Source organism: Bradyrhizobium sp. CB2312 (assembly GCF_029714425.1).
Lineage (GTDB): Bacteria > Pseudomonadota > Alphaproteobacteria > Rhizobiales > Xanthobacteraceae > Bradyrhizobium.
The window spans coordinates 7,170,582-7,195,106 of record NZ_CP121668.1 but is presented as its reverse complement, the minus strand read 5'-3'; the positions used below and the strand labels follow the sequence as shown (position 1 = coordinate 7,195,106).

Annotated in this window: 23 protein-coding genes; 16 read left to right on the top strand and 7 right to left on the bottom strand. The window is 64.3% G+C overall.

The genetic code is table 11. From position 1 onward, the window contains the following. Window positions 1-126: 126 nt before the first annotated feature. The gene (locus tag QA642_RS34965) at window positions 127-2,490 is read left to right on the top strand and encodes a transketolase (RefSeq protein WP_283080952.1); all 2,364 of its coding nucleotides are present in this window, start codon (window positions 127-129) and stop codon (window positions 2,488-2,490) included. Between the two features lie 296 nt (window positions 2,491-2,786). Beyond that, window positions 2,787-4,217, top strand: a complete 1,431-nt coding sequence (locus tag QA642_RS34960) for an aldehyde dehydrogenase family protein (RefSeq protein ID WP_283080951.1) — start codon at window positions 2,787-2,789, stop codon at window positions 4,215-4,217. Window positions 4,218-4,492: 275 nt separating this feature from the next. On the opposite strand, the gene QA642_RS34955 is transcribed toward QA642_RS34960, so the two are convergent. Then, window positions 4,493-5,470, bottom strand: a complete 978-nt coding sequence (locus QA642_RS34955; RefSeq protein ID WP_283080950.1) for an SMP-30/gluconolactonase/LRE family protein — start codon at window positions 5,468-5,470, stop codon at window positions 4,493-4,495. Window positions 5,471-5,559: 89 nt separating this feature from the next. Here QA642_RS34955 and QA642_RS34950 point away from each other — a divergent pair, with 89 nt between their 5' ends. Then, a complete protein-coding gene (locus tag QA642_RS34950; RefSeq protein ID WP_283080949.1) occupies window positions 5,560-6,384 on the top strand; it encodes an NAD(P)-dependent oxidoreductase in 825 nt (274 codons plus the stop codon). Between the two features lie 65 nt (window positions 6,385-6,449). On the opposite strand, the gene QA642_RS34945 is transcribed toward QA642_RS34950, so the two are convergent. Next, on the bottom strand, window positions 6,450-7,280 hold the full coding sequence (locus QA642_RS34945; RefSeq protein WP_283080948.1) for an ion transporter: 831 nt from the start codon (window positions 7,278-7,280) through the stop codon (window positions 6,450-6,452). 31 nt (window positions 7,281-7,311) lie between these two features. Next, window positions 7,312-8,310 (bottom strand): transglutaminase family protein, encoded by a 999-nt coding sequence (locus tag QA642_RS34940; RefSeq protein WP_283080947.1) that lies wholly within the window; start codon window positions 8,308-8,310, stop codon window positions 7,312-7,314. 100 nt (window positions 8,311-8,410) lie between these two features. Here QA642_RS34940 and QA642_RS34935 point away from each other — a divergent pair, with 100 nt between their 5' ends. Genes QA642_RS34935 through QA642_RS34925 form a run of 3 tightly spaced genes read left to right on the top strand, consistent with a single transcriptional unit; the run spans window position 8,411 to window position 9,622 of the window. Continuing rightward, window positions 8,411-8,674: a GlsB/YeaQ/YmgE family stress response membrane protein gene (locus QA642_RS34935; RefSeq protein WP_283080946.1), complete on the top strand. Its 264-nt coding sequence runs from the start codon at window positions 8,411-8,413 to the stop codon at window positions 8,672-8,674. A gap of 23 nt (window positions 8,675-8,697) precedes the next feature. Continuing rightward, window positions 8,698-9,111 (top strand): hypothetical protein, encoded by a 414-nt coding sequence (locus tag QA642_RS34930; protein WP_283080945.1) that lies wholly within the window; start codon window positions 8,698-8,700, stop codon window positions 9,109-9,111. A 52-nt stretch (window positions 9,112-9,163) separates the two neighbouring features. Then, window positions 9,164-9,622 carry a MaoC/PaaZ C-terminal domain-containing protein gene (locus QA642_RS34925; protein WP_283080944.1) on the top strand — a complete coding sequence of 153 codons (459 nt, stop codon included), beginning with the start codon at window positions 9,164-9,166 and terminating at the stop codon, window positions 9,620-9,622. A gap of 17 nt (window positions 9,623-9,639) precedes the next feature. Here QA642_RS34925 and QA642_RS34920 read toward each other — a convergent pair whose 3' ends face one another. Beyond that, window positions 9,640-10,326: a GntR family transcriptional regulator gene (locus QA642_RS34920; RefSeq protein WP_283080943.1), complete on the bottom strand. Its 687-nt coding sequence runs from the start codon at window positions 10,324-10,326 to the stop codon at window positions 9,640-9,642. 173 nt (window positions 10,327-10,499) lie between these two features. Between QA642_RS34920 and QA642_RS34915 the strand changes: the two genes are divergently transcribed. The 4 genes from QA642_RS34915 to QA642_RS34900 all read left to right on the top strand — a co-directional run bounded on the left by QA642_RS34915 (window position 10,500) and on the right by QA642_RS34900 (window position 15,347). After that, entirely contained in the window at window positions 10,500-12,212 is a 1,713-nt protein-coding gene (locus QA642_RS34915) for an IlvD/Edd family dehydratase (RefSeq protein ID WP_283087037.1), read from the top strand. 57 nt (window positions 12,213-12,269) lie between these two features. Beyond that, the gene (locus QA642_RS34910; protein WP_283080942.1) at window positions 12,270-13,277 is read left to right on the top strand and encodes a TRAP transporter substrate-binding protein; all 1,008 of its coding nucleotides are present in this window, start codon (window positions 12,270-12,272) and stop codon (window positions 13,275-13,277) included. A 154-nt stretch (window positions 13,278-13,431) separates the two neighbouring features. After that, the gene (locus QA642_RS34905; RefSeq protein WP_283080941.1) at window positions 13,432-14,010 is read left to right on the top strand and encodes a TRAP transporter small permease; all 579 of its coding nucleotides are present in this window, start codon (window positions 13,432-13,434) and stop codon (window positions 14,008-14,010) included. Next, window positions 14,007-15,347: a TRAP transporter large permease gene (locus tag QA642_RS34900; RefSeq protein ID WP_283080940.1), complete on the top strand. Its 1,341-nt coding sequence runs from the start codon at window positions 14,007-14,009 to the stop codon at window positions 15,345-15,347. Before QA642_RS34905 ends, QA642_RS34900 begins: the two co-directional genes overlap by 4 nt. 17 nt (window positions 15,348-15,364) lie before the next feature. Here the strand turns inward: QA642_RS34900 and QA642_RS34895 are convergent, their stop codons facing one another. Continuing rightward, on the bottom strand, window positions 15,365-16,159 hold the full coding sequence (locus QA642_RS34895; RefSeq protein WP_283080939.1) for an enoyl-CoA hydratase-related protein: 795 nt from the start codon (window positions 16,157-16,159) through the stop codon (window positions 15,365-15,367). A 242-nt stretch (window positions 16,160-16,401) separates the two neighbouring features. On the opposite strand from QA642_RS34895, the gene QA642_RS34890 reads away from it, so the two are divergent. Continuing rightward, the gene (locus tag QA642_RS34890) at window positions 16,402-17,619 is read left to right on the top strand and encodes an FAD-dependent oxidoreductase (RefSeq protein ID WP_283080938.1); all 1,218 of its coding nucleotides are present in this window, start codon (window positions 16,402-16,404) and stop codon (window positions 17,617-17,619) included. On the opposite strand, the gene QA642_RS34885 is transcribed toward QA642_RS34890, so the two are convergent. Both QA642_RS34885 and QA642_RS34880 read right to left on the bottom strand, forming a co-directional pair. Then, window positions 17,620-18,534: a ribokinase gene (locus QA642_RS34885; RefSeq protein ID WP_283080937.1), complete on the bottom strand. Its 915-nt coding sequence runs from the start codon at window positions 18,532-18,534 to the stop codon at window positions 17,620-17,622. 17 nt (window positions 18,535-18,551) lie between these two features. Next, window positions 18,552-19,445 carry a sugar kinase gene (locus QA642_RS34880; protein WP_027558529.1) on the bottom strand — a complete coding sequence of 298 codons (894 nt, stop codon included), beginning with the start codon at window positions 19,443-19,445 and terminating at the stop codon, window positions 18,552-18,554. Between the two features lie 223 nt (window positions 19,446-19,668). Between QA642_RS34880 and QA642_RS34875 the strand changes: the two genes are divergently transcribed. The 5 genes from QA642_RS34875 (at window position 19,669) to QA642_RS34855 (ending at window position 24,417) form a co-directional block, all read left to right on the top strand. Next, window positions 19,669-20,517, top strand: coding sequence for a VOC family protein (locus tag QA642_RS34875; protein WP_283080936.1), 849 nt, complete (start codon window positions 19,669-19,671; stop codon window positions 20,515-20,517). A gap of 170 nt (window positions 20,518-20,687) precedes the next feature. Then, on the top strand, window positions 20,688-21,440 hold the full coding sequence (locus tag QA642_RS34870; RefSeq protein WP_283080935.1) for a TetR/AcrR family transcriptional regulator: 753 nt from the start codon (window positions 20,688-20,690) through the stop codon (window positions 21,438-21,440). 277 nt (window positions 21,441-21,717) lie between these two features. Further along, window positions 21,718-22,527, top strand: coding sequence for an ABC transporter permease (locus QA642_RS34865; RefSeq protein ID WP_283080934.1), 810 nt, complete (start codon window positions 21,718-21,720; stop codon window positions 22,525-22,527). Between the two features lie 55 nt (window positions 22,528-22,582). Beyond that, on the top strand, window positions 22,583-23,575 hold the full coding sequence (locus QA642_RS34860; protein WP_283080933.1) for an ABC transporter substrate-binding protein: 993 nt from the start codon (window positions 22,583-22,585) through the stop codon (window positions 23,573-23,575). After that, window positions 23,572-24,417 (top strand): ABC transporter ATP-binding protein, encoded by an 846-nt coding sequence (locus QA642_RS34855; protein ID WP_283080932.1) that lies wholly within the window; start codon window positions 23,572-23,574, stop codon window positions 24,415-24,417. The genes QA642_RS34860 and QA642_RS34855 overlap by 4 nt, the downstream gene beginning before the upstream one ends. Window positions 24,418-24,525: the final 108 nt, after the last annotated feature.

Genomic DNA, 24,525 nt, shown 5'->3' with positions numbered 1-24,525 from the left:
AAACCTGTATCGGAGAGCATCTGATTGGTAAAATATCCCAATATCGTCGGGTATGGCGCGAAAAATTGAGAAGTTTGGCGCTGCCCCCAGGCGTATCATGAGGGATGATTTCCGGGAGCATTGCCCATGCCCGTTGATTCCGACCGTCTCGACATGTTGACCGCCCTCAGCCGCAAGGCGCTGTGGCTGTCGTCATGGACCATCCACCACGCCAACCACATCCGCCCCAATGCGGACGGCCTCAAGGTCGGCGGCCACCAGGCTTCATCCGCCTCGCTCGCGACCATCATGTCGGCGCTGTACTTTAGTGTGCTGCGCCCCGAGGACCGCGTCGCGGTGAAGCCGCATGCGAGCCCGGTATTCCACGCCATCCAGTACCTGTTCGGCCGGCAGAGCCGCGAGAAGCTGGAGAATTTCCGCGGCTTCAAGGGCGCGCAGTCCTATCCCTCGCGCACCAAGGACGTCGACGACGTCGATTTCTCCACCGGCTCGGTCGGCCTCGGCGTCGCGCAGACGCTGTTCTCCTCGCTGGTGCAGGACTACGTCAAGGCGCATGGCTGGGCGAAGGATCGCCGCGAGGGGCGGATGATTGCCCTCGTCGGCGACGCCGAGATGGACGAAGGCAATATCTGGGAGGCGCTCGCCGAGGGCTGGAAGCACGGCCTGCGCAACACATGGTGGGTGGTCGACTATAACCGCCAGTCGCTCGACGCCGTCGTGCGCGAGGGGCTCTGGGAAAAGTTCGAGACCATGTTCCGCAATTTCGGCTGGGACGTCGTCATCGTGAAATACGGCCGGCTGATGCGCGAAGCTTTCGCCGAGCCGGGCGGCGAGGCGTTGAAGCGCTGGATCGACAATTGCCCGAACGCGCTCTACGCCGCGCTGTGCTTCCAGGGCGGTGCTGCCTTCCGTAAGCACCTGCACGACGAGATCGGCGACCAGGGGCCGATCACCAAGCTGATCGACAAGCGCAGCGACGAGGAGCTGCTGGCGCTGATGTCGAACCTCGGCGGCCACGACATGGCGAGCATGCTGGAGGCGTTCGAATCCATCGATCACGACCGCCCGGTCTGCTTCATCGCCTACACCATCAAGGGCGTCGGCCTGCCGTTCCAGGGCCACAAGGACAACCATGCCGGCCTGATGACGGTCGCGCAGATGGAGAAATATCGCGAGAGCCAGAACATCCGCGCGAGCCATGAGTGGGACAAGTACGAGGGCCTGACGCAAGACGCGGCCGAGCTCGATGCGTTCCTGGCGCGCGTGCCGTTCAACCAGGACGGACGCCGACTGACCGCGCCCGTGGTCGAGGTGCCCGCGCAGCTCGCCTTCAAGCCGTCGCCGCAGATGTCAACCCAGCAGGGCTTTGGCCTCGTGCTGAACGAGATCGCGCGCGGCGACAGCGAGCTCGCCAGCCGCATCGTCACGACCTCGCCCGACGTCACCGTCTCGACCAATCTCGGCCCCTGGGTGAACCGCCGCGGCCTGTTCGCGCGCGCCGAGAAGGCCGACTTATTCCGCAGCGAGAAAATTCCATCCACCTTCAACTGGGACTTCTCACCGAAGGGCCAGCATCTCGAGCTCGGCATTGCCGAGATGAACCTGTTCATCATGCTCTCCGCGCTCGGCCTGTCGCACCAGATCAACGGCACGCGACTACTGCCGGTCGGCACGCTCTACGATCCCTTCATCGAGCGCGGCCTCGATGCGCTGAACTATGCCTGCTACCAGGATGCGCGCTTCATGGTGGCGGCGACGCCGTCGGGCATCACGCTCGCGCCGGAGGGCGGCGCGCACCAGTCGATCGCAACGCCCTTGATCGGCATGGCGCAGGATGGGCTCGCCTCGTTCGAGCCGGCCTTCGTCGACGAGCTTGCCGTGATCATGGCTTTCGGATTCCAGCACATGCAGCGGGAGCCGGGCGAGGGCGGCTCGGTGTATTTGCGGCTCTCGACGCGCAGCATCGAGCAGGCGCAGCGCATCATGACGCCGGAGCTTCAACAGGGCATCACCGATGGCGCCTATTGGCTGCGCAAGCCGGGCCCGAATGCCGAGGTCGTGATCGCCTATACCGGCGCGGTCGCCCCTGAGGCGATCGAAGCCACCGGCTTCATCGGCGAGAGCCGGCGCGACATCGGTTTGCTTGCGATCACGTCGGCCGACCGTCTCCATGCGGGGTGGACCGCCGCGCGAAAATTGCGGCGCGACCGGCGCGGCGTGCAGCATCTCAGCCACATCGAAAAGCTGCTGGCGCCGCTGCCGCGCGACTGCGGCATCGTGACCGTGATCGACGGCCATCCGTCCGCGCTCGGCTGGCTCGGCAGCGTCCGCGGCCATCGCGTCGAGGCGCTCGGCGTCGAGCAGTTCGGCCAGACCGGCAGCATCGCCGACCTCTATCGCCACTACGGCATCGACGCGAATGCGATCATCGATGCGGCCGAAAGCCTCACCACCGGCGCGCCGGTGCTGCATCGGAAGATGGCGGTGTAGTCAAGGTAACCGTCGACATGGGCCCCGGCTTAGCAGCGCACCGCTAAGGAGCGCTGCGCTGCACCCGGGGCATGAGAGCTGTTTCGACTCGTTCCAGTCTCGTGTCCCGGACGCGGCGCGACATGAAATGTCGCGACGCTGAGCCGGGACCCACGCTTGCCTCGGGCACGTCCATCACCCTATATCCCTCCGTCCGCCGCAACGCTGGCCCCGCATATGGCGGGTTCAACTGCCGGCGCTTTCGTGCAAGGATGCCTGCCGAAACGCCCCCTCCAAGCTCCCAAGAAGAGGTCAAAATGGTCAATCGCATGCAATTCTACATCGACGGCGCCTGGGTCGATCCCGCCGTCAAGAAGTCCACCGCCGTGGTCAATCCCGCGACGGAAGAGGCGATGTACGAGGTTGCGCTGGGCTCCAAGGCTGACGTGGACAAGGCGGTTGCCGCCGCCAAGCGCGCCTTTGCAACCTTCTCCCAGACCAGCCGTGAAGAGCGCGTCGCGCTGCTCACCAAGGTGATCGAAATCTACAAGGGCCGCCTCAAGGAGATCGGCGCCGCCGTCTCCGACGAGATGGGCGCGCCGCTGCCGATGGCCGAAAAGCTCCAGGCCGGCGCCGGTCTCGGCCATCTCATGACCACGCTCGACGTGCTCAAGAACTATCATTTCGAGGAACCGGTCGGCACCGCCATGGTGCTGCGTGAGCCGATCGGCGTGGTCGGCATGATCACGCCCTGGAACTGGCCGCTCAACCAGATCGCCTGCAAGGTCGCGCCTGCGCTTGCCGCCGGCTGCACCATGATCCTGAAGCCGTCGGAATTCACCCCGACCTCGGCGCTGATCTTCGCGGAAATCCTCCATGAAGCCGGTGTGCCGAAGGGCGTGTTCAACCTCGTCAACGGCCTCGGCCCCGAGGTCGGCGCCGCCATGAGCGAGCATCCCGACATCGACATGATCTCCTTCACCGGCTCGACCCGCGCCGGCATTGACGTTGCCAAGCGCGCCGCGCCGACCGTGAAGCGCGTCAGCCAGGAGCTCGGTGGCAAGTCGCCGAACGTCATCCTCGAAGGCGCCGACCTCACGAAGGCGGTGACCGGCGGCGTGATGCACATGTTCAACAACTCCGGCCAGTCCTGCAACGCGCCCTCGCGCATGATCGTGCCGCTGTCCAAGATGAAGGAAGTCGCCGCGATCGCGAAGGCCGTCGCCGACAAGACCAAGGCGGGCGATCCCCGCGGCGAAGGCACGACCATCGGCCCGGTCGTCAACCGTGGCCAGTGGGACAAGATCCAGGCGCTGATCAAGAAGGGCATCGACGAGGGCGCAACCCTCGTCGCCGGTGGCCCGGGCCTGCCCGAAGGCGTCAACAAGGGCTTCTATGTCCGTCCGACCATCTTCGCCGACGTCACCCTGGAGATGACGATCGCCCGCGAGGAAATCTTCGGACCGGTGCTGACCATCCTCGGCGCCAAGGACGAAGCCGACGCCGTGCAGATCGCCAACGACACGCCGTATGGCCTTGCCGGCTACGTCTCGGGCGCGACGGTCGAGGACGCCAAGCGCGTCGGCCGCCAGATCCGCGCCGGCAACGTCAACCTCCAGGGCGTGCCCAACGACCGCACCGCTCCGTTCGGCGGCTACAAGCAGTCCGGCAACGGCCGCGAGTGGGGCAAGTACGGCCTCGAGGATTTCCTCGAGGTGAAGGCGGTGGCCGGCTTCAACGCGGCGTAAGTTTTAGCGCGTGAAAAGAATGACGCCGGAGCGGGCAACCGCTCCGGCGTTTTTCTTTTCGCTCCGTCGTCGTTGCGAGGAGCGCGAGCGACGAAGCAATCCAGAATCTTGCCGCGGAGGCAGTCTGGATTGCTTCGCTTCGCTCGCAATGACGGAAGACAGTGCCGTAGGGTGGGCAAAGGAGCGTAGCGACGTGCCCACCACTGCGCGACGAACGAGAGATGGTGGGCACGCTTCGCTTTGCCCACCCTACGGGACCGTCGCTTGCCGAGTGCCTATCCCCCCATCGCCCCCTGCGTGTTCACATACAGCGCGTAGATCGACTGGCTCGCCGCCATGAACAGGCGGTTGCGCTTGACGCCGCCGAAGCAGACGTTCGCACAGCGCTCGGGCAACGCGATGCGGCCTATCATGACGCCGTCGGGCGCGAACACCACGACGCCGTCGAGCTCGGGATCGCCCATGCCCCAGCCGCACCAGAGATTGCCGTCGATGTCGCAGCGCATGCCGTCGGGCGTGCCAGGCCCCGCATCGATATGGACGCGTTTGTTCGAAATCGTGGTGCCCTCAGGCGAAACGTCATAGGCAAGGATCTTGCGGTTCGGCACGCCGCGCGATTCCACGACGTACAAAATCTTCTCGTCCGGCGAGAAGCACAGCCCGTTCGGACCGAGCACGCCTTCGGCGACAATGGTCGCCTTGCCGGTTGCGGGGTCGAGCCGATAGACGTTCGGCTCGATCTCGCTCTCGGCCTTGTAGCCCTCGTAATTGCCGAGCAGGCCGAAGGTCGGATCGGTGAACCAGATCGAGCCGTCCGATTTAACAACGACATCGTTCGGCGAGTTCAACCGCTTGCCGTTGAATTGATCCATCAGCACCGTGATGGTGCCGTCATATTCGGTTCGGGTCACACGGCGCCCGCCATGCTCGCAGGTGACGAGCCGGCCCTGGCGGTCGCGCGTATTGCCGTTCGCGAAGTTGGAGGGCTTTCGGAACACCGAAACCGCGCCGGTCTCCTCCTCCCATTTGATGATGCGCTGGTTCGGGATGTCGCTGCACAAGAGATAGCGCCCGTCGCCGAACCACACCGGCCCTTCGGCCCAGCGCAGGCCGGTCGCGAGCCGCTCCACCGCCGACAGTTTCAGCCAGTATTTTTCGAAACGGGGGTCAAGTGCGTGAATGGCCGGATCGGGGTAATAGGTCGCCGGCCGCCAGCCTGGCCGCTCCTGGGTGTGGGACGATGCCTCATTCATGTCGGTTCTCTCGTTTCGTTCCCTCTGGACAATCCTGCTATCATTAGAGACATGTGACCGCAAATCGGTCACCACTGGCGAGGGACAACATGCCGCGTATTTTGATGACGGGAGCTTCGGGCGGAATCGGCACGAGCCTGCGAAAACTGCTGCCGCCGATCTATCCTGATCTCCTGCTCTCCGACATCAAGCCGCCGGCCGATCTCGGCGCGAACGAAAAATTCAAGGCGGCAGATCTCGCCGATCTCGCGCAGTGCGAGGCGATCTGCGAGGGTGTCGACGGCATCATCCATTTCGGCGGTTATTCGGTCGAAGGCACCTGGGACCAGATCCTCCAGGCCAACATCATCGGCGGCTACAATCTGTTCGAAGCCGCCTACCGCAAGGGCGTCAAGCGCGTGGTGTTCGCCTCCTCGAACCACGCCGTCGGCTTCTATCCGCGCCACCACAAGATCGGCACCGACGTCACTCCGCGCCCCGACGGACGCTACGGCGTCAGCAAGGTGTTCGGCGAGGCCATCGGCGCGCTCTACGCCGACAAGCATGGGCTCAAGGTAACGTGCCTGCGCATCGGCAATTTCGGCGACATGCCGCTCGACCAGCGCCGGCTCTCGATCTGGCTCAAGCCCGACGACCTCGTGCAGCTCTGCCGCATCGGGCTCGAACATCCCGACATCCATTTCGAGGTCTTCTACGGCGCTTCGCTGAACGAGCGCGCTTGGTGGGACAACCACCGCGCCTATGAATTCGGCTATCGCCCCACGGGACGCGCCGAAGATTTCCGCGAGCACGCGATGGCCGAGCAGGCCAAGCTGAAGCCGGATCCGGTCGGCGATTATTTCCAGGGCGGCACGTTCTGCAGCATGGAGTTCGACGCCGACCCGAGCCGGATCATCGATTGGAATAAGCGGTAGAACATGATGGGCCCCTCGCTCCCGCTGCGGGGTGAGGGGAAGCCCTTCGTGGCACGGGCTGCAGCCTAGTCCATGCCCTCGTCGGGAATGTTCAAGATCGTCCCGCACGCCTTGCAATGCACCGCGTCGACGTCATGGCGCTGGAGGGCACAGACCGGGCAGGGAAAGCGCACCTTGGAGGGCGCGAGCAGGGCTTTGGCGAGATTCAGGAACAGGGTCACGCCAAAAATCATGATGACGACGGTGATCAGGCGCCCGACGGTGCCGGGCAAGGTGATGTCGCCGAAACCGGTCGTGGTCAGTGCGGTGACGGTGAAGTAGAGCGCGTCGGCATAGTTGGAGATCTGGGTGTTGTGAGATTTCTGGGTCTCATAGACGATCCCCGTCATCACGAAGATGAACACGCCGAGGTTCGCAACCGCGAAGACGACCTCCTCGTTTCGGCGGAAGAAAGCGCTATCGACGCGGAGCCGCGCCACCATCTGATAGTCGCGCAGCAGCCGCAACGTTCGAAATGCGCGCAGGAAGCCGCCGGCTTCTCCGGCGAGCGGCGCCAGGAAGGAAATGATCACGACGATGTCGGTCCAGGTGGAAAGTCGCGCGAGGTCATGCAGCGGCTGACGGCTGATGATCATCCGTGCCGAGAAGTCAGCAAGGATCAGGACACCGAACACGACATCGAGCGACTCGATCACCCTGTTGCGCGGCAGGAACGACGTCGCAATGATGAACAGGACCGTGACGATGTCGAGCACGAGCAAGACGTAGCGGAATCTGATGCAGCCGAACGTGTCGCCTTCGTAGAGTTGCCTGATCCGGTCTTTCAGGCCCTCGAACGGCGCGGCGACGGCGCCGAGCGGTCCGTGTCCCTTTGTGTTGTTGCGAACAAACACCATGGTCAGCGACCGCCGCGCCTGTGCCGGTAGTCTATCCTTCCGAAGGATCGAGCACTTCGCCGATCTTGTGAACGGCGACATTGATCGACATGCCCAGATAGTCGCCGGGATCGCCGAACCACGAGCCGGCCAGCGGCACGGCCTGGCCCGGATGCCGCGCAATCGCGACCGGGATGAGATCGAAGCCGGCGCTCAGGCTGTTGGTTGGATCGTAGTCCAGCCAGCCGGCGCCGGGCAGAAACACCTGCACCCATGCATGGGTCGCGCCGGAGCCGGTCATGCCCACGGCGCCGCCGTCGAGCGCGGCGTCATAGAGATAACCGCTGACGAAGCGCGCAGCAAAGCCGAGCCTGCGCAACGTCTCGATCATCAGCCAGGCGAAATCCCGGCACGTCCCTGATCTCGTGCGCAGTGTCTCGCCAGGGGACTGGGTGCCTTCCGCATCTCGCCCACGATAGCTGAACTCGCTGCGAAACATCCCAAGTATTCGTCGCAGCACGTCAGCGGTCCGGTCCTGATCGCCGGCAACGAAGCTCTTGGTCCAGGCCGCATGGCTGCCGTCCGGATCGTCGGCGTGCGGACGCAGATAGCCGGCAAGGTCGGTCCATTCGTCCGGCGTATACTGCACGGGGACTTCCTCGGCCCGGGGCTCCAGCGGAAACGATTCCAGGCCCTTGATGCCGAAATAGATGCCGCGAACCTTGAAGGTGAATGTCAGCTCGCTGCCGGGCTCGCTGAACTCCATCACCGTGACGGCATTGGAGCGGGAATCAGTGACCCAATGGACCTTCGACGGCACGCTGGTCGAAGCGGACCAGCGAAGCAGCCGGGTCGAGGCGCCGCGCCGCGGCAGGAACATGGCCCGATGCGTGCCGAACGTCACCGGCTTGGCATAGCGGTAGGTCGTGGTGTGCGTGATCTCGCCGATGATCGCCATGCACTGATCCGCGTCGCGCAGTGGAGCGCGTTGAGCACCTTTCCGCGCAAGAAAGCGCAGGTACCAGCTTTCGGTCTGGTCGCGTCTGTCCATTGATCTAGATCAACGTCGCTCCAGGGATCGTCTGGCCCATCAAGCGATCAGGCATTCGTTTCAGACGTTGATCTGCAAACTGACCGATTGGAGCGATCGAATGGGTATCATTTGGACGATCATCATCGGATTCATCGTTGGCGTTGTCGCGAAGTTCATCATGCCCGGCGACAAATCCGAGCCCAAGGGGTTCATTTTGACGACGATCCTGGGGGTTGTCGGCGCGTTCGTCGCGACCTGGCTCGGCCAGGCCGTGGGATGGTATAAGTTCGGGGAGGGTGCCGGCTTCATCGGAAGCGTGGTCGGTGCCATCATCCTCCTGTTTCTGTACGGGCTCGTCATGGGTCGTCAGGGGCGCGCCTGATCGATCCACATGATCGGCTGAGCATGAAGATCAATCTGCCGGCTGTCGCGATGCTCGCGTTGTTCGTGTCAGGACAGGCGCGAGCCGCAGCGCTCAGCGACACCGAGGCGACGTTTCTCGACCAGCTCGTCACCGCATCCGTGGTGCTGGAGCAGAGATGCGACGGTTACGAGGTCGACGGTGCCGGCGGCGTTCAACTCGGCGCCCGGCTGCTCGGCAGCCCCGAGGCCGCGATGGCGATGATCGACGCCTATGCCGCGGCCATCAAGGCCCGCGACGGCGAGAGCTACGATCCCGGCAAATTCCGCTCCGAAGTGTCCGACGCGGCCGGCAGAACGTTCCGCCGCGTCCGCGCGGACTTGATCAAAGACCCGAAACGGGCCTGCGCCGCCTATGGCGATGCCGGTGTGGATCGCGGGTTGTTGAGGCGGTACTGAACATCAGAGGCCTATTCGGCAGCTTTGGCCAGCCGGCACTTGGGAGACGTTGATGGTCATGCTGTATTTCGACGAGGCTGAGGTCGGCAAATTGCGGACGGCGGGCCCGTATCAGGTATCGAAGGACGAGATCATCGAATTTGCCAGGAAGTTCGACCCGCAGCCCTTTCATGTCGATGAGGAAGCTGCCGCGCGCTCGGTCTTTGCGGGGCTGACGGCATCAAGTGCTCACACCTTCGCGATCCTGATTTCATTGTTGAGCAAGACGCAGCCCTTTTCGCTTCGTGTTTTGGCCGGGCTCGGTTTTGATGAACTCAGGTTGCCCGCGCCGGTGCGCCCGGGAGATGAGCTTGGTCTTGAGGTGACGATCCTAGAGAAGCGCGAAACCAAGTCGCATTCCGACAGGGGTGTCGTCCGCAACCAAATCCATCTCCGCAATCAAAAGCGTGAAATCGTGCTGCAGTGCATTGGCACAGTTCTCGTCGCGCGCCGGCCGGTCGCGAGCTCCTGAGACGTCGAAGCGAAGCCCTACCGCCGCGCCGCCTCCCCCGCAATCCTTGCCAGATAATCCGACTTGCTGAACTGCATATGATCCACGCACAGCTGCGCCAGCGCCCAGCTGTCGCGGCCCTTCAACAGCTCGATCATCAATTCATGCTGGCGGCGCGATTGCGCCAGGCCCTCGCGGTCGGCGAGGTTTTTGGCGCGCATCGGCAGCGTCAGGTTCATGTAGTCCTGGAGCGAGCGCACCAGATAGGGATTGCGGCAGGCCGAGAACAGGGCGACGTGGAACGCGTCGTTGGCCTCGTGGATGCCCCGGAGATCCCGTATGTCTGCCTTCGCGCAATACTGCTTCTGCAAGGCGGTCAGTTCGTCGATGAGAGGTTGCGGCGCGGGCAGAGGGATCATCAGCGCGGCCTGCCGCGTCAGCATCTCCCGAACCTCGTAGATCTGCCGCACCTCCTCGGCCGAATAGAACCGCACGGTGGCGCCGACATTCTTCTCGCGGCGGACGATGCCGCGGCGCTCGGCATCGACCAGCGCCTGGCGCACGAAATGGCGCGAGGTGCCGTAGCGCGACATCAGCGCGTCTTCGGTCAGGCGCGCGCCGGGCGGCAGCCGTCCGAAGATGATGTCCTCCTCCAGCCGCGCGACCACGTCATCCGGATCGTCACGCCGGACCGGCATTGTCTCAGCAGTGCGTATGTCGGACATGCCCTCAGCCTCCGGCCTCTCGCCGGTCCGTCCTGTGGAGCAGGGAAGGGACAGATTGTCAATAATTCGTGCCTCAGGTGGCGCTTCCGATCAGAAAGCGCGACAATATGGACCAGTCTTATTGACAATCAGGGGGCAGGCTGTACCACAATGCCAAACTAGGGAGTGGCATGATGACGAGTGGTCTGCGCAAGGGTCTGACGAGCTATGGCGATGCCGGCTTCTCGCTGTTCCTGCGCAAGGCGTTCATCAAGGCCATGGGCTATTCCGACGACGCGCTGGAGCGCCCGATCGTCGGCATCACCAACACCTATAGCGACTACAATCCCTGCCACGGCAACGTTCCTGAGATCATCGAGGCCGCCAAGCGCGGCGTGATGCTGTCGGGCGCGATGCCGTTCGTGTTCCCGACCATCTCGATCGCCGAGAGCTTTGCGCATCCGACCTCGATGTATCTGCGCAATCTGATGGCGATGGACACTGAGGAGATGATCCGGGCCCAGCCGATGGATTCCGTGATCGTGATCGGCGGCTGCGACAAGACTCTTCCTGCACAGGTGATGGCGGCGATCAGCGCCGATTTGCCGACCGTGGTCATTCCCGTCGGTCCCATGGTGGTCGGCCATCACAAGGGCGAGGTGCTGGGCGCCTGCACCGACTGTCGCCGGCTCTGGGCGAAATATCGCGCCGGCGACATGGACGATGCCGAGATCGAGGCGGTCAACGGGCGCCTCGCACCATCCGTCGGCACCTGCATGGTGATGGGTACGGCCTCGACCATGGCCTGCATGATCGAAGCCATGGGCCTGTCGCTGCCGATGAGCGCGACTATCCCCGCGCCCCATGCCGAGCGCTTCCGTCTGGCCGAAGCCAGCGGCAAGGTCGCCGCCGAGATGGCCAAGACCAAGGGCCCGAAGCCGAGCGAACTGTTGACGCCGGCCTCCTTCAAGAACGCGCAGGTCGTGCTCCAGGCGATCGGCGGCTCGACCAACGGCCTGATCCATCTGACCGCGATGGCGCATCGCTCGCCGCACCGGCTCGATCTCGAGGCGTTCGACCAGATCGGCCGCGAAGTCCCGGTGCTGGTCGACCTCAAGCCGTCCGGCGAGCATTACATGGAGCATTTCCACCATGCCGGCGGCGTGCCGAAGCTGCTGGCGCAGCTCGGCGACCTCATCGATCTCGACGCCAAGACCATCAGTGGTCAGACGCTGCGCGATGTCGTCGCCAATGCCGAGGACGTGCCCGGCCAGGACGCGATCCGCTCGCGCGACAATCCGATCAAGAAAGAGGGCGGTCTTGCCATCCTGCACGGCAATCTCGCGCCGCGTGGCGCGGTCATCAAGCAGTCGGCCGCGAGCCCAAAACTGTTGAAGCATACCGGGCGCGCCGTGGTGTTCGAATCCGTCGAGGACATGACCCTGCGGGTCGACGATCCCGATCTCGACGTGAATTCCGACGACGTGCTGGTGCTGCGCAATGCCGGCCCGAAGGGCGCGCCGGGCATGCCCGAAGCAGGATACTTGCCGATCCCGAAGAAGCTCGCGCGCGGCGGCACCAAGGATATGGTGCGCATTTCCGACGCGCGCATGAGCGGCACCGCGTTCGGCACCATCGTTCTGCACATCACGCCGGAATCCGCCGTCGGCGGGCCGCTGGCCCTGGTGAAGAACGGCGACATGATCAGCCTGGACGTTGCAAAGCGCAGCATCGAGCTGCTGGTCGATGCCGCCGAGCTGGAGCGGCGTCGCGCGGCGTTGAAGCCCGCAGCCGCGCCGGATGAACCCAAGCGAGGTTACGCCTGGCTGTTCGACAAGACCATCTTGCAGGCCGACGAGGGCTGCGACTTCGACTTTATGCAGAGGACTGGACCAAAGACGGATTAACGACTCGCACGAGCGCTCAGACCGCACAAGCGGCGGGCGATAAAACAGGGGGAAACGATGATTGCGCGATCCATGCCAAGATTCTTACATGGGCTCGTGGCCGCGGCCGCCATGCTTTTCGTCACGGGCGCCGGAGCGCAGGAGGTGAAGCATTATCGCTTCGCCTATGACCAGCCGCGCAACACCGGGTATTCGATCGCGGGCGACCTGTTTGCCGACAAGCTCAAGGAATTGAGCAAGGGCACCATGATCATCGACCAGTATCCCGGCGCGCAGCTCGGACAGGAGCCGCAGGTGCTCCAGCTCGTGAAGGCCGGCGACGTCGAATTCGCCATCATCTCCTCCGCCAACACCGCGACCATCTCGCCGCAGGCCGGCGTGATGTCGCTGCACTTCCTGTTCCGCGACGAGAACCACGTCATCAAGGGCCTCGCCGATCCCCGCGTGTTCGAAGCGCTCAAGACCATGATCGACGGGACCACGCAGGGTCTGCACGTGATCGCGACGGGCTCGCAAGGCGTGCGCCACATGTATTCGAAGCGCGAGATCCACAATGTAGCTGATATCAAGGGGCTGAAGGTCCGCGTGCAGGCGACCGCGACCGAGGACACCATGTTCCCGGCCTACGGCGCCCAGACCGTGCACATGCCGTTCGGCAGCGTCTACACGTCTTTGCAGACCGGCGTCGTCGACGTTGCCGAGAACAGCATCAACGTCTACCTCGTCAACAAGCATTACGAGGTCGCGCCCGTCCTCAACATCACCGAGCACGAGGCCAACAACGCGCTGGTGTTCATCTCCGACAAGCTCTGGCAGAGTCTCACGCCCGAGCAGAAGGGATGGGTGCAGACCGCGGCCAACGAGATCAGCTCCAAGGAGCCGGCCAAGGCGTTCGAGCTCGAACGCACCGCGGCCGAGAAGCTGAAGAAGATGGGCGTCAAGGTCGTCGACAACGTCGACAAGAAGAGCTTTACGGCGATCGCCGACCCCTATCTCGACAAGCTCGCCAAGGAGCTCGGCCCGCACGCCGAGAAGATCAAGAATTTGATCCGGTCGATCAATTGACCACAAGCAAGGTCGTCATGCCCGGGCAGAAGCGCGAAGCGCGTCTTCGCGCTAGATGTCCCGGACATCCACGTTCTTCCTTCGAGCCCGCGCCAAGAGCGTGGATGGCCGGGACAAGACCGGCCATGACGGAAAGCCGTAGCCGGGAGCAACAATGCCCATCGCCGACAAACTGCTGGTGCAACGGCAACGCCACCTGAAATGGCGCGCGTTCGACTGGCTTGAGCTCGCGCTGATGATCCTCTGCGGCCTGCTCTGCTTCGGCTTCTCGCTGTCCGTGACCGCCGACATCGTCACCCGCACCATCGGCCATCCCTGGCTGTGGCTGCAGGAGGTCACGTCGACACTGTTCATCTACGCGATCTTCATCGGGACCGCGGCGGCGACGCGGCGCAACGACCATCTCTATCTCACCGCAATCTCCGAGGCGATGCACGGCACATCGCGGCTGATCGTCGAGGTCCTCATCCGCCTCGTCGTGCTCGGCGTTGCCTTCTGCCTGATCTGGTACGGCTATCAGAATTATCTGCGCGGCTTCGGCAGCTTCCGCCTGCCGTCGGGCACCCCGATCGCCTCGCTCTACGCGATCATCCCGCTGTCGGGCGTGCTGATCGGGCTGTTCACCATCGAGCAGCTCGTCAACGGCCTGCGCAACGGTTTTGACCATCCTGAGCCGCCGGAGGAGGATGGGGCGCCCGTCGTCACCGACGCGCAGATGAGGGCGCAGCCGTGAGCGCACCTGTTGTCCTCGCCTTGATGTCGATCTGCTTCCTGTCGTTCGGCTATCTCGGCGTGCCCGTGCCGTTCTCGCTGATGGCCGGCGTGTTCATCGGCGCGATCCTCTCGGACGTCTCGCTCGCCGCGATCATCCAGAAGATCTTCGACGGCGTCGATTCCGAGGCGCTGCTGGCGATCCCGTTCTTCCTTCTGGTCGGCGAGCTCATGAGCTCGGCCAATGTGGTGGTGCGAATAGCCAACCTGTCGGTGTCGCTGGTCGGTCATATCAGAGGCGGGCTGTCGCAGGTCGTGGTCGTCTTCAGCATGTTCTTCTCGGAGATGTCAGGCTCGACCACGGCCGACGTCGCCGTAATGAGCCGCGCGCTCGGCGGCCCGATGAAGCGCGAGGGCTATGAGCCCGCCTTCATCGCCGCCATCATCGCATCAGCTTCCACTATAGCGGCGCTGGTGCCGCCGAGCATCACGGCGGTGGTCTATGGCGCGGTCGGCAACGTCTCGATCGCCGGCCTGTTCATGGCGGGCGTCGTGCCCGGCCTGATGATCGGCTTCGGCCTGATGATCTACTGCTATTTCTTCGGCCCATCGGGCCTGCGCAAACCGCGCGCGCCGCTGCGGCAGGTGGTGTTCGCGGCCGGAGATGCCGCGCTGCCGCTGATGATTCCGGTGATCCTGCTGGGCGGCATCCTCACCGGCTGGTTCACGCCGACGGAAGCCGGCGTCGTCGCCGTGGTCTGGATCATCCTGGTCGTGATCCCCGCGCTCAACCGTGGCCACATCAGGAAGATCCCGTATGATTTCTGCCTCGCCGGCCTGATCTTCTCGCTGCCGCTGATCACCATCGGCGCCGCCAATGCCTTCGGCTGGATGCTCGCCTATTTGCGCGGCGCCAGTTACATTGCCGACATGATCACTTCGATCGCGGGTAACGACCCGCATCTGATCATGCTGCTGATGGTGCTGCTGTTCACGGTGGTCGGGGATTTCATCGAGCCGGTGCCGACCATCATCATCTTCATGCCGCTGGTCAATGCGCTCACCGAGGCCGGCGAGATCAACGGCGTCCACATGGGCGTGGTGCTGATCGCAACGCTCGCCTTCGGCCTGATCACGCCGCCTTACGGGCTGGTGCTGCTGATGGCCTCGAAATTCGTCGGCATCAGCTTTGCAAAGGCGCTGCGCGCGGCGCTGCCGATCTACCTCGTGTTCTTCACCACCATCGCGTTCGCGATCTACTTCCCGAGCGTCGTGCTGTGGCTGCCGCGGCACGTGCTCCCGGAGTCGGTCGGCTGCTTCAAGTCGCCGGCGGGGACGGGCTATATCTGTCCGCAGTGAGGCTGATTGCGTGAGCGCTACTTGCCCTTGCTGGTGAACTTCTTCACGGCGACACGGAACTCCTCCGTGTTCATCGCCATGATGATCTTGTGCTCCTCGGCGTCGAGCTGCTGCTTCACCGGCGTGGTCGCGGCGGAATAGACCAGCTGCTTGGTGCCTGATATCGCCGCCGGCGGGTTCAGCGCCAGCCGCTCGGCGAGTTGTCGCGTGGCCGCCTTCAGCTCGGTCGCAGGAACGGTCTTGGCGACGAGGCCCCATTCATGGGCCTGCCGCGCGGTGAAACTGTCCTCGGCGAGAAAGATCTGCAGCGCGCGGCGGGAGCCGACCGTGCCGACGATGCCGACCGTGGAGCCGCCGTCCGGCGACACCCCGATCTTTGCATAGGCCGGCGTGAACTTGGCATCCTCCGCGGCGATGCAGAGATCGGTGACGAAGGCGAGGCCCATCCCGGCGCCGGCGGCCGAGCCGTGCACGCTCGACAGCGAGATCTTCGGCATGCGCCTGATGATCTCAATGAAGGAATGATAGTGCTTCAGGAGCTCGCCGACGACCGGCGTCACCGTGCCCGCTTCCGCCGCAGCGCCGATCGTCTGCAAATCCCCGCCGGCCGAGAAGGCGCGGCCCTCACCCTCGATCACCAGAACCCTGATTGCGCTATCGCCTTCGATATAGGCCGCGAGCTGCTCGAGCTTCTGCGCAATCGCGAGGTTGATCGAGTTGAACGCGGCGGGGCGGTTGAGCGTGATGGTCGCGATCGCACCGTCGATCCGCAGCAGCGCGGGATCGTCGGGCTTTGAGACGGGAGCTGGCATTTTTGAAATCCCCGGCTAGAGGTTCGTTGCTGCAACTAAATCGCAGAAGGCGAGGGGAGACAATCCCCAGCCGCAAGTGCCCCGCGAGCCACCCTTGCGTCGGGCGGAATGATAGGCTCAAATGGGGCCGCCTTCGTTTAGGGACGGACACGAGCGCCGGCTCCTCCTAGGCTAGCCAAGCCATCTATAGAGAGAGGAGACGACATGGGTCACGCTCGTGTCTTGAAGAAATGGGCTGCCCAATGACGGGTCCGGTGATCATCGTCGGCGCCGGCCATGGTGGATACCAGGTCGCGGCATCGCTGCGCCAGGCGGGTTTTTCCGAGCCTATCAGCCTGATCAATGACGAGGCGCATCTGCCCTATCAGCGGCCGCCGCTGTCCAAGGGCTATATCAAGGGTTCCGCGGGGCCTGAGAGCCTCATGTTCCGCCCCGAAAAATTTTACCAGGACCAGAAGATCGAGCTTATCGCGGGCCGCGCGGTCTCGATCGATCGCGCGGCGCGCAAGGTCCTCCTCGCATCCGGCGAGACGCTGCCTTACGGCCATCTCGTGCTGGCGACAGGCGCGCGCAACCGGCTGCTTGATTTGCCGAATGCGAATCTGCCCGACGTGAAGTATCTGCGCATCCTCGACGACAGCGAGTCGCTCAGGCAGATCATGCCGTCGAAGACGCGCGCCGTGATCATCGGCGCCGGCTTCATCGGCCTCGAATTCGCTGCCACTGCGCGGATCAAGGGTCTCGAGGTCGACGTGCTCGAGCTCGCCCCGCGCGTGATGGCGCGCGCGGTGACATCCGAGGTCTCGGAATATTTTCAGGACCGCCATCGCGAGGCCGGCATCCGCATCCATCTTGGCGTGCAGGCAACCTCCATCGAGGCCGAGAACGGCAAGGTCACCGGCGTCTCCCTGAGCGACGGACGGCATCTGCCCGCGGATCTCGTCGTGGTCGGCGTCGGCGTGCTGCCGAATATCGAGCTCGCAGCCGAAGCGGGGCTGCCGGTTGCCGCCGGCATCATCGTCGACGAATATCTGTCGACGGCCGATCCCGACATTTCCGCGATCGGCGACTGCGCGCTGTTCGCAAGCCCGCGCTTCGGCGGATCGTTGCGGCTGGAATCGGTGCAGAACGCGACCGACCACGCCCGCTGCTTGGCCGCGCGCCTGACCGGCGACCGAAAACCGTACGACAGCCATCCCTGGTTCTGGAGCGACCAGGGCGACGACAAGCTTCAGATCGCCGGCCTCACCACCGGCTACGACCGCGTCGTGCTGCGTGGCGATCCCGCCAGGAAGGCGTTTTCGGCGTTCTGCTATCACGGCGACAGGTTGCTCGGCATCGAGTCCATCAACCGCGCCGGCGATCACATGTTCGGCCGGAGATTGCAGAGCATGGACCGCTCGATCACGCCGGAGCAGGCCGCCGATGAGAGCTTCGACCTGAAGAGCGCGCTCGCTTGATCAGCCTGAGCTGAGCACTGCCGCCACTTCCGCGGCCGTCGGCATCGACGGCCCGGCGCCCATGCGCTGCACGCTGATCGAGGCGGCGGCGTTGGCGAAGGCGAGGGCGGCGCGCAAGGCGGCGCCTTCGGCCAGTTGCGAGGCGAGCGCGCCCACAAAACAGTCGCCGGCGCCTGTCGTGTCGACCGCCTTCACTGCGCGTCCCTGCACCGCAATCTCCTCGCGGCCCGCCAGCGCGAGCACGCCGCGCTTGCCGAGCGTGACGCAGATGGTCTGGTCCTCGCGCGCCCGAAGGTTTCGCGCGACTTCGATGATCCGCGCCGCCTCGTCGCTGTCGGAGAGCTCGGTGCCCCCAAGAAAACCGAGCTCGGTCTCGTTGAGCACGAGGATGTCGACCAGCGCCAGCAGCTCCCCCGACATCGCCTGCGCCGGTGCCGGGTTGAGCAAGGTCGTGGCACCAGCGCTACGCGCACGCCGGAAGAACGCGGCAATGGTCGGCAGCGGGATCTCGAACTGGCTGACCGCGACGTCGCCCTTGAGCAGCGGCACGACGCTGACGTCGTCCGCGCTGACCAGGGCATTGCTGCCGGGAATGACGACGATGGTGTTGTCGGAAGCCGCGACGGTGATGATCGCGGTGCCGGTGTGCGTGTCGGCCTCGCGGACGGAGGCGAGATCGATGCCCTGGGCGCCGAGGAACGTCCTCAGCTCGGCCCCGAACGAATCCTGTCCCAGCCTTCCGATCAGCGTGGTCCTGGCGCCGAGCCGCGATGCCGCGACCGCTTGGTTCGCGCCCTTGCCGCCCGGAAAATACAGCACCTGTTTTCCCGCGACGGTCTCGCCGACGCGTGGATGGCGATCGGCCGTCGCCACCACATCCATGTTGATGCTGCCGGCGACGAAGACGCGCCCCATGTTCCCCCCAGCGAACGCTAGACCCTGACCTCGAACTCGTGCCGGACTTTTGCGATGTCGACAAGTGTCGGCAGGCCGGCCTCGTTGCCGAGGCGCTGGATTTTGTAGGTCGAGGCGGCGCGGGCAAAATCGAAATGCTCGCGCCAGCTTTTGCCCGGATGGGCCAGATAAGAATAGACATAGGCGCCATGAAAGACGTCGCCGGCGCCGTTGGTGTCGATCACGCGCTCGCGCGGGATCGGCATTGCCGGCATCACCTGAACCGTCCCGGTCTCGTCGTACCAGAGCAGGCCCTTCTCACCCATGGTGACGCCGCCGATCTTGCAGCCGCGGCTCTTGAGATAATCGAGCATCTTCTCCGGCGTCAGATCCATCTGCTCGCAGAGACGTTCAGCGACGATCGCGACGTCGATGAACTCCAGCAGCTCATGCGTGTTGGTGCGCAGGCCGCCGCCGTCGAGCGAAGTCAGGATGCCTGCCTCGCGGCACACCTTGGCGTAGTGGATCGCGGCGTCCGGCTGATGGCCGTCGACATGCAGCGCGCGGCAGCCGCCGAGATTGAGCATCGGAAAAGGGTGGATGTGCTCGTCGTCGCGGCAGCGGACGATGGCGCGCTTGCCGTCCTTGGGCATGATGAAGGACAGCGAGGACTGATTCACCTTCCGCCCGTGCAGCGAGATCGCGTATTTCGCGCACATGTCCTGGAACATGCGCCCCAGCCAGTCATTGGCCGCGGTCGCGATCAGGTCGGGCACGATGCCGAGCTTGGCGCAGCAGAACGCCGCCGTCACCGCGTTGCCGCCGAAGGAGACCGCGTAGTCCTTGGCCACGTGCTTTTCGTCGCCGGTCGGCATGTGGTCGGTGATGAAGACGACGTCGATATAGGTCTGTCCGATGAAGAGAGCCTGCATTGCTTGTCCGTGATGCGCTTGTGGTCCCGGCCGGCGCACTTACTCTAGCACCGGTTCCGCGTCTGGGACGCTGAAATTATTCGCAAAACCGCCCCGAGGCGCTTGAGGTCGGCATGGTGCCGGAATACGACCATGTCAGGCCCATGCCAAGCCCGGACAAACGCCGTCTTTTCGGCGCGCGGTTCCAGGTCGTTCAATTCCAGGTCGATCAAAAGGGGGACATATGATCACCGGCCTCGATCACGTCGTCGCTCTGGTCAGGGACATCGGCGCGGCCAAGGCGGCCTATCAGACGCTCCTCGGACGCGCGCCGGCCTGGCAGAATTCCGGCGAGGGCGCCGACCGGGTGCTGTTCACCCTCGAGAACATGACCATCGAATTGATGGCGCCGAGCGGCTTCACGGCGACCGCCGACCGGATGCGTGCGCTGCTCGACGACCATGAAGGCGTGCTCGCCAGCCTTTGCTTCCGTGTCGCAGACATGGGCAAGACGCACCGGCGGCTGGAGCGTGTGGCGCTCAGGCCCGATCCCGTCGCCGAGGTCGAGAGCAGCGACGAGGCGTCAGGCGCCGTCCTGCACTGGAAGCGCGCGCGCGCGGCGACCGAGCTCACGCGCGGGGTGCGCATGTTCTTCCTCGAGCTTGCCGAGGAGCGGCCGAAATCGGTTGCGACGGACTTCGCGCCGATCGACGGGCTCGACCATGTCGTGATCACCACCGAGGATTCCGATCGCGCCGCCGCGCTCTACGGCGCGCGGCTCGGGCTCGATCTCGCGCTCGATCGCTCGCACCACGACTGGGGCCAGCTGATGTTCTTCCGCTGCGGCGATCTCATCGTCGAGGTGGTGCGCCGCCCCGTGGCGGGCGGCGATTTACAGCACGACCGTCTCTGGGGTCTGAGCTGGCGCGTCGCCGACATCGACGCCACCCGCGCCCGCCTGATCGCCGCCGGCCTTGACGTCAGCGAGGTCCGCAACGGCCGCAAGCCCGGCACGCGGATCATGACGGTGCGCAGCGGCACCTGCGGCATCCAGACCGTGCTGCTGGAGCGCTCGCCGAAGCCGGTGGAGTGAGGCGCGCCGCTTTCTCCGTTCGAAGAGTCCCGTAGGGTGGGCAAAGCGAAGCGAAGCGTGCCCACGTCTTGCCTATTTGATGGGAAGACGTGGGCACGGCGCAAGTGCGCCTTTGCCCACCCTACGAAACCGCCTCCTGGGCACGAGATCGTTCTCAAACGTTCGCGCGCATGATACATGCGATCTGGACGACCACCCAGCGAGCATCCGGTTTGGCGACAAAGGCAAAGCGAACTCTGAAATGGCAGCGCGACCCCGAGGGGATGCGGCTGCGCATTCTCGAAGCCGCCAAGCAGGAGTTTTCCGCCCATGGGCTTGCCGGCGCGCGCGTCGACCGCATTGCGGCCAAGGCCGGCGCCAACAAGCGCATGCTGTACTACCACGTCGGCAACAAGGACGAGCTTTATCTGGCGGTGCTCGAAGGCGCCTACGACAAGATCCGCAGCGAGGAGCGGGGACTCGATCTCGAACATCTCGATCCGCCTGAGGCGATCCGGCGGCTGATCGAGTTCACCTGGAATTACTTCCTGCGCAATCCCGAATTCCTGTCGCTGCTCCAGACCGAGAATCTCGCGCGCGCCAAGCACCTGAAGAAATCGACCAAGGTCAAGTCGATGCACTCGCCCTTCGTCGAGATGATCCGCACGGTGGTGCGGCGCGGCGTCGAGAGCGGCGAGTTCCAGGTCGCGGTCGATCCGGTGCAGCTCTACATCTCGATCGCGGGCCTCTGCTTCTTCTACCTCTCCAACTCGGCCACGCTCAGCGTGATCTTCGGCCGCGACCTGCTCGCCAAGGACGCCAAGGACGAGCGGCTTTTGCACATGGTCGGCCTGGTGCTCGCCGCGCTGACGGGCCAGTCGGCCGCGCTGTTCGAGATTGCGAAGGCGCCGAAGTCGCGCAGCGCGGTGGCGCAGACGGTGTAACCAAACTCTCCGCTGTCATCGCCCGACTTGATCGGGCGATCCAGTATTCCAGAGACCGCCGGTGGGTACGGAGAAGCCGCGGCGTACTGGATTCCCCGCTTTCGCGGGGAATGACATCGAGGATGGGGCGCGACCATCCTGCCATGCGGCCTTCGGCCACCTGTTACGTTTCACCTTCCGGAACCCCGGCACAAAACGTCACAGGGAATCCTCTGGACAGTATTTATCCAACGGGTTAATTTCTCGCCCGAACGAAGAAGAATGCCGGGAGTGAGACGTGGCTGAAGTGAAGCCGCAGGGTGCGGTGTCCAAGATGCTGAATGCGGCCTGGGTGCGGCCGCTGTTGTTCCTGGTGTTCATCGTCGTCGCCTGGGACCTTTCGATCCGGCTGTTCAAGATCCCTGCCTATCAGATCCCGGCGCCGGCCGACGTGGTCGCCGTGCTGCGCAGCGACTGGCCGGAACTGCTGCGCCAGTCCTGGCCAACCACTTACGCGACCATCTGGGGTTTCGTGCTTTCCGCGCTGTTCGGCATCCCCGTGGCGATGCTGATTGCGGGATCTAAGACGGTGGAGAGCTACGTCTATCCGCTGCTGGTGTTCTCCCAGTCCGTGCCGAAGATCGCGATTGCGCCCTTGTTCGTGGTCTGGTTCGGCTTCGGCATCCTGCCGAAGGTGATCTCGGCCTTCTTGCTCGGCTTCTTCCCGGTGGTCGTCTCGGCCGTGCAGGGTTTCAAGTCGGTCGATCCTGACATGGTCGATCTCGCCCGCGCCATGCAGGGCAGCCGTTTCCAGGTGTTCCGTGCGGTGAACCTGCCGCATGCGCTGCCGGCGATCTTCTCCGGCCTCAAAGTCTCGGTGACGCTGGCCGTGGTCGGCGCCGTCGTCGGCGAGTTCGTCGGCTCCAATTCCGGCATCGGCTACGTCATGCAGCGCTCGATCGGCACCTTCGACCTGCCGACGATGTTCGCAGCGCTCGTCATCCTGGCGTTGCTCGGCGTGATCCTGTTCTGGGTCGTGGACCGTATCGAGAAGCTGGTCATTCCCTGGCATGTCAGCCAGCGCGAGGACGTGATCTTCGCATCTTAATTTCAGCAACGAACGGCCACCAACGGCCGAAACAACAACGACAGGGAGAGTGACGATGAAGCGGTGGATTGGGGCTGTCTCGGTGGCGCTGATGGCGCTTGCGGTTGCGCCGGCGCAGGCGGCCGACAAGGTCGTGCTGATGCTCAACTGGTACGTCTATGGCGAGCACGCGCCGTTCTATTACGGCAAGGCCAAGGGCATCTATGCCGCCGAGGGCATCGACCTCGAGATCCAGGAAGGCCGCGGCTCGGCTGCGACCACGCAGGCCGTCGCCGCCAAGACCGCTGACTTCGGCTATGTCGACGTCCCCACCATGATGCGCGCCGCGATCAAGGGTGCGCCCGTGGTCGCGACCGGCGTGCTGCTCCAGACCTCGCCGATGTCCGCCATGGGTTTCGCCGACAAGAACATTAGGAAGCCCGAGGACATCAAGGGCAAGACGGTGGCGATCACGCCGGCGGACTCCATGACCCAGATCTGGCCGCTGTTCCTGAAGAAGACTGGCCTCAAGGAAAGCGATTTCAAGACCGTCGCCGGCGACGGCCAGACCAAGCTCAACGCCGTCATCAACGGCCAGGCTGACCTCTTGCTCGGCTACGTCATGGACCAGTCGATGAAGATCAAGGACGCGACCGGCAAGGACGTGTTCCCGATCAAGTTCGCCGACTACGGCATCAACATGGTCTCCTCCGGTATCATCGCCAACTCCGACTATGTGAAGGCCAATGCCGATCTCGTCCGCCGCTTCATGTCGGCGACGACCAAGGCGGTCGAAGCCGCCGAGAAGGAGCCGAAGGCGGCGGCGCAGTCGATCCTCGATGCCAACCCCAAGGGCGGCAAGATCGATACGCTGACGCAGGGTTTTGAGCTGACCATTCCGCTCTACCGGACCGCGGAAACCAAGAGCAAGCGGCCGTTCCAGGTCACCGATCAGAACATGACCGACTCGGTCAACCTGATCGTCGAATATGGCGGCCTCGACGCCAAGGCCAAGGAGAACCCGAAGGCCTTCTACACCAACGACTATCTGCCGAAGAGTGGCTCGTGAAACCAGCGACGGTCGTGAGTGACGCCGTGCAGCCGGCCGCGCATCTGAGACTGGTGCACGACCGGGCCGGCGATGCGTCGGGCATCAAACTGTCAGGCGTGTCGAAGACCTACCGGACGCGCGACGGCGACGTGCCGTCGTTGCGGCCGCTCGACTTCCACATCAATGACGGCGAGTTCTTCGTCGTGGTCGGTCCCTCCGGCTGCGGCAAATCCACGCTGCTCAAGCTGATCTCGGGCCTGCTGCCGCCGACCACGGGCGAGGTCCTGGTCGAGGGCGAAAAGGTGACGAAGCCGCACGGCAATGTCGGCATCGTCTTCCAGAACGCGCTGCTGCTGCCCTGGCGCAACATCCTCAACAACGTGATGCTGCCGATCGACATGAAGCGGCTGCCGCGGCAGGAATATCTCGATCGCGCCAGGTCGCTTCTGAAGCTGGTCGGCCTCGAAGGCTTCGAGAAGAAGCTGCCCTGGCAGCTCTCCGGCGGCATGCAGCAGCGCGCCTCGATCTGCCGCGCACTGGTGCACGATCCCAGGATCATGCTGATGGACGAGCCGTTCGGCGCGCTCGACGCGCTGACGCGCGAGCGCATGAATGTCGAATTGATGCGGATCCAGCGCGAGACCAAGAAGACGGTGCTGCTGATCACGCATTCGATTCCGGAAGCCGTGTTCCTCGCCGACCGCGTGCTGGTCATGACCGAGCGCCCCGGCGCAGTCGCCGCGATCTACGACGTGCCACTGCCGCGCCCGCGCTCGCTCGACGTGATGGCCGACCCCGTCTTCACCGAGCTCGTGCAACGCATCCGCAAGCATTTCTTCTCGCAGGGGGCGTTGGATTAGGGCGATGGGATTGAGTCTCGCTGCAACCATGGAGCCGGTGCGCTCCCTCCCCCGCCTGCGGGGGAGGGCTGGGGAGAGGGTGTCTCCACTCGCGAGAACCCCCCAGAG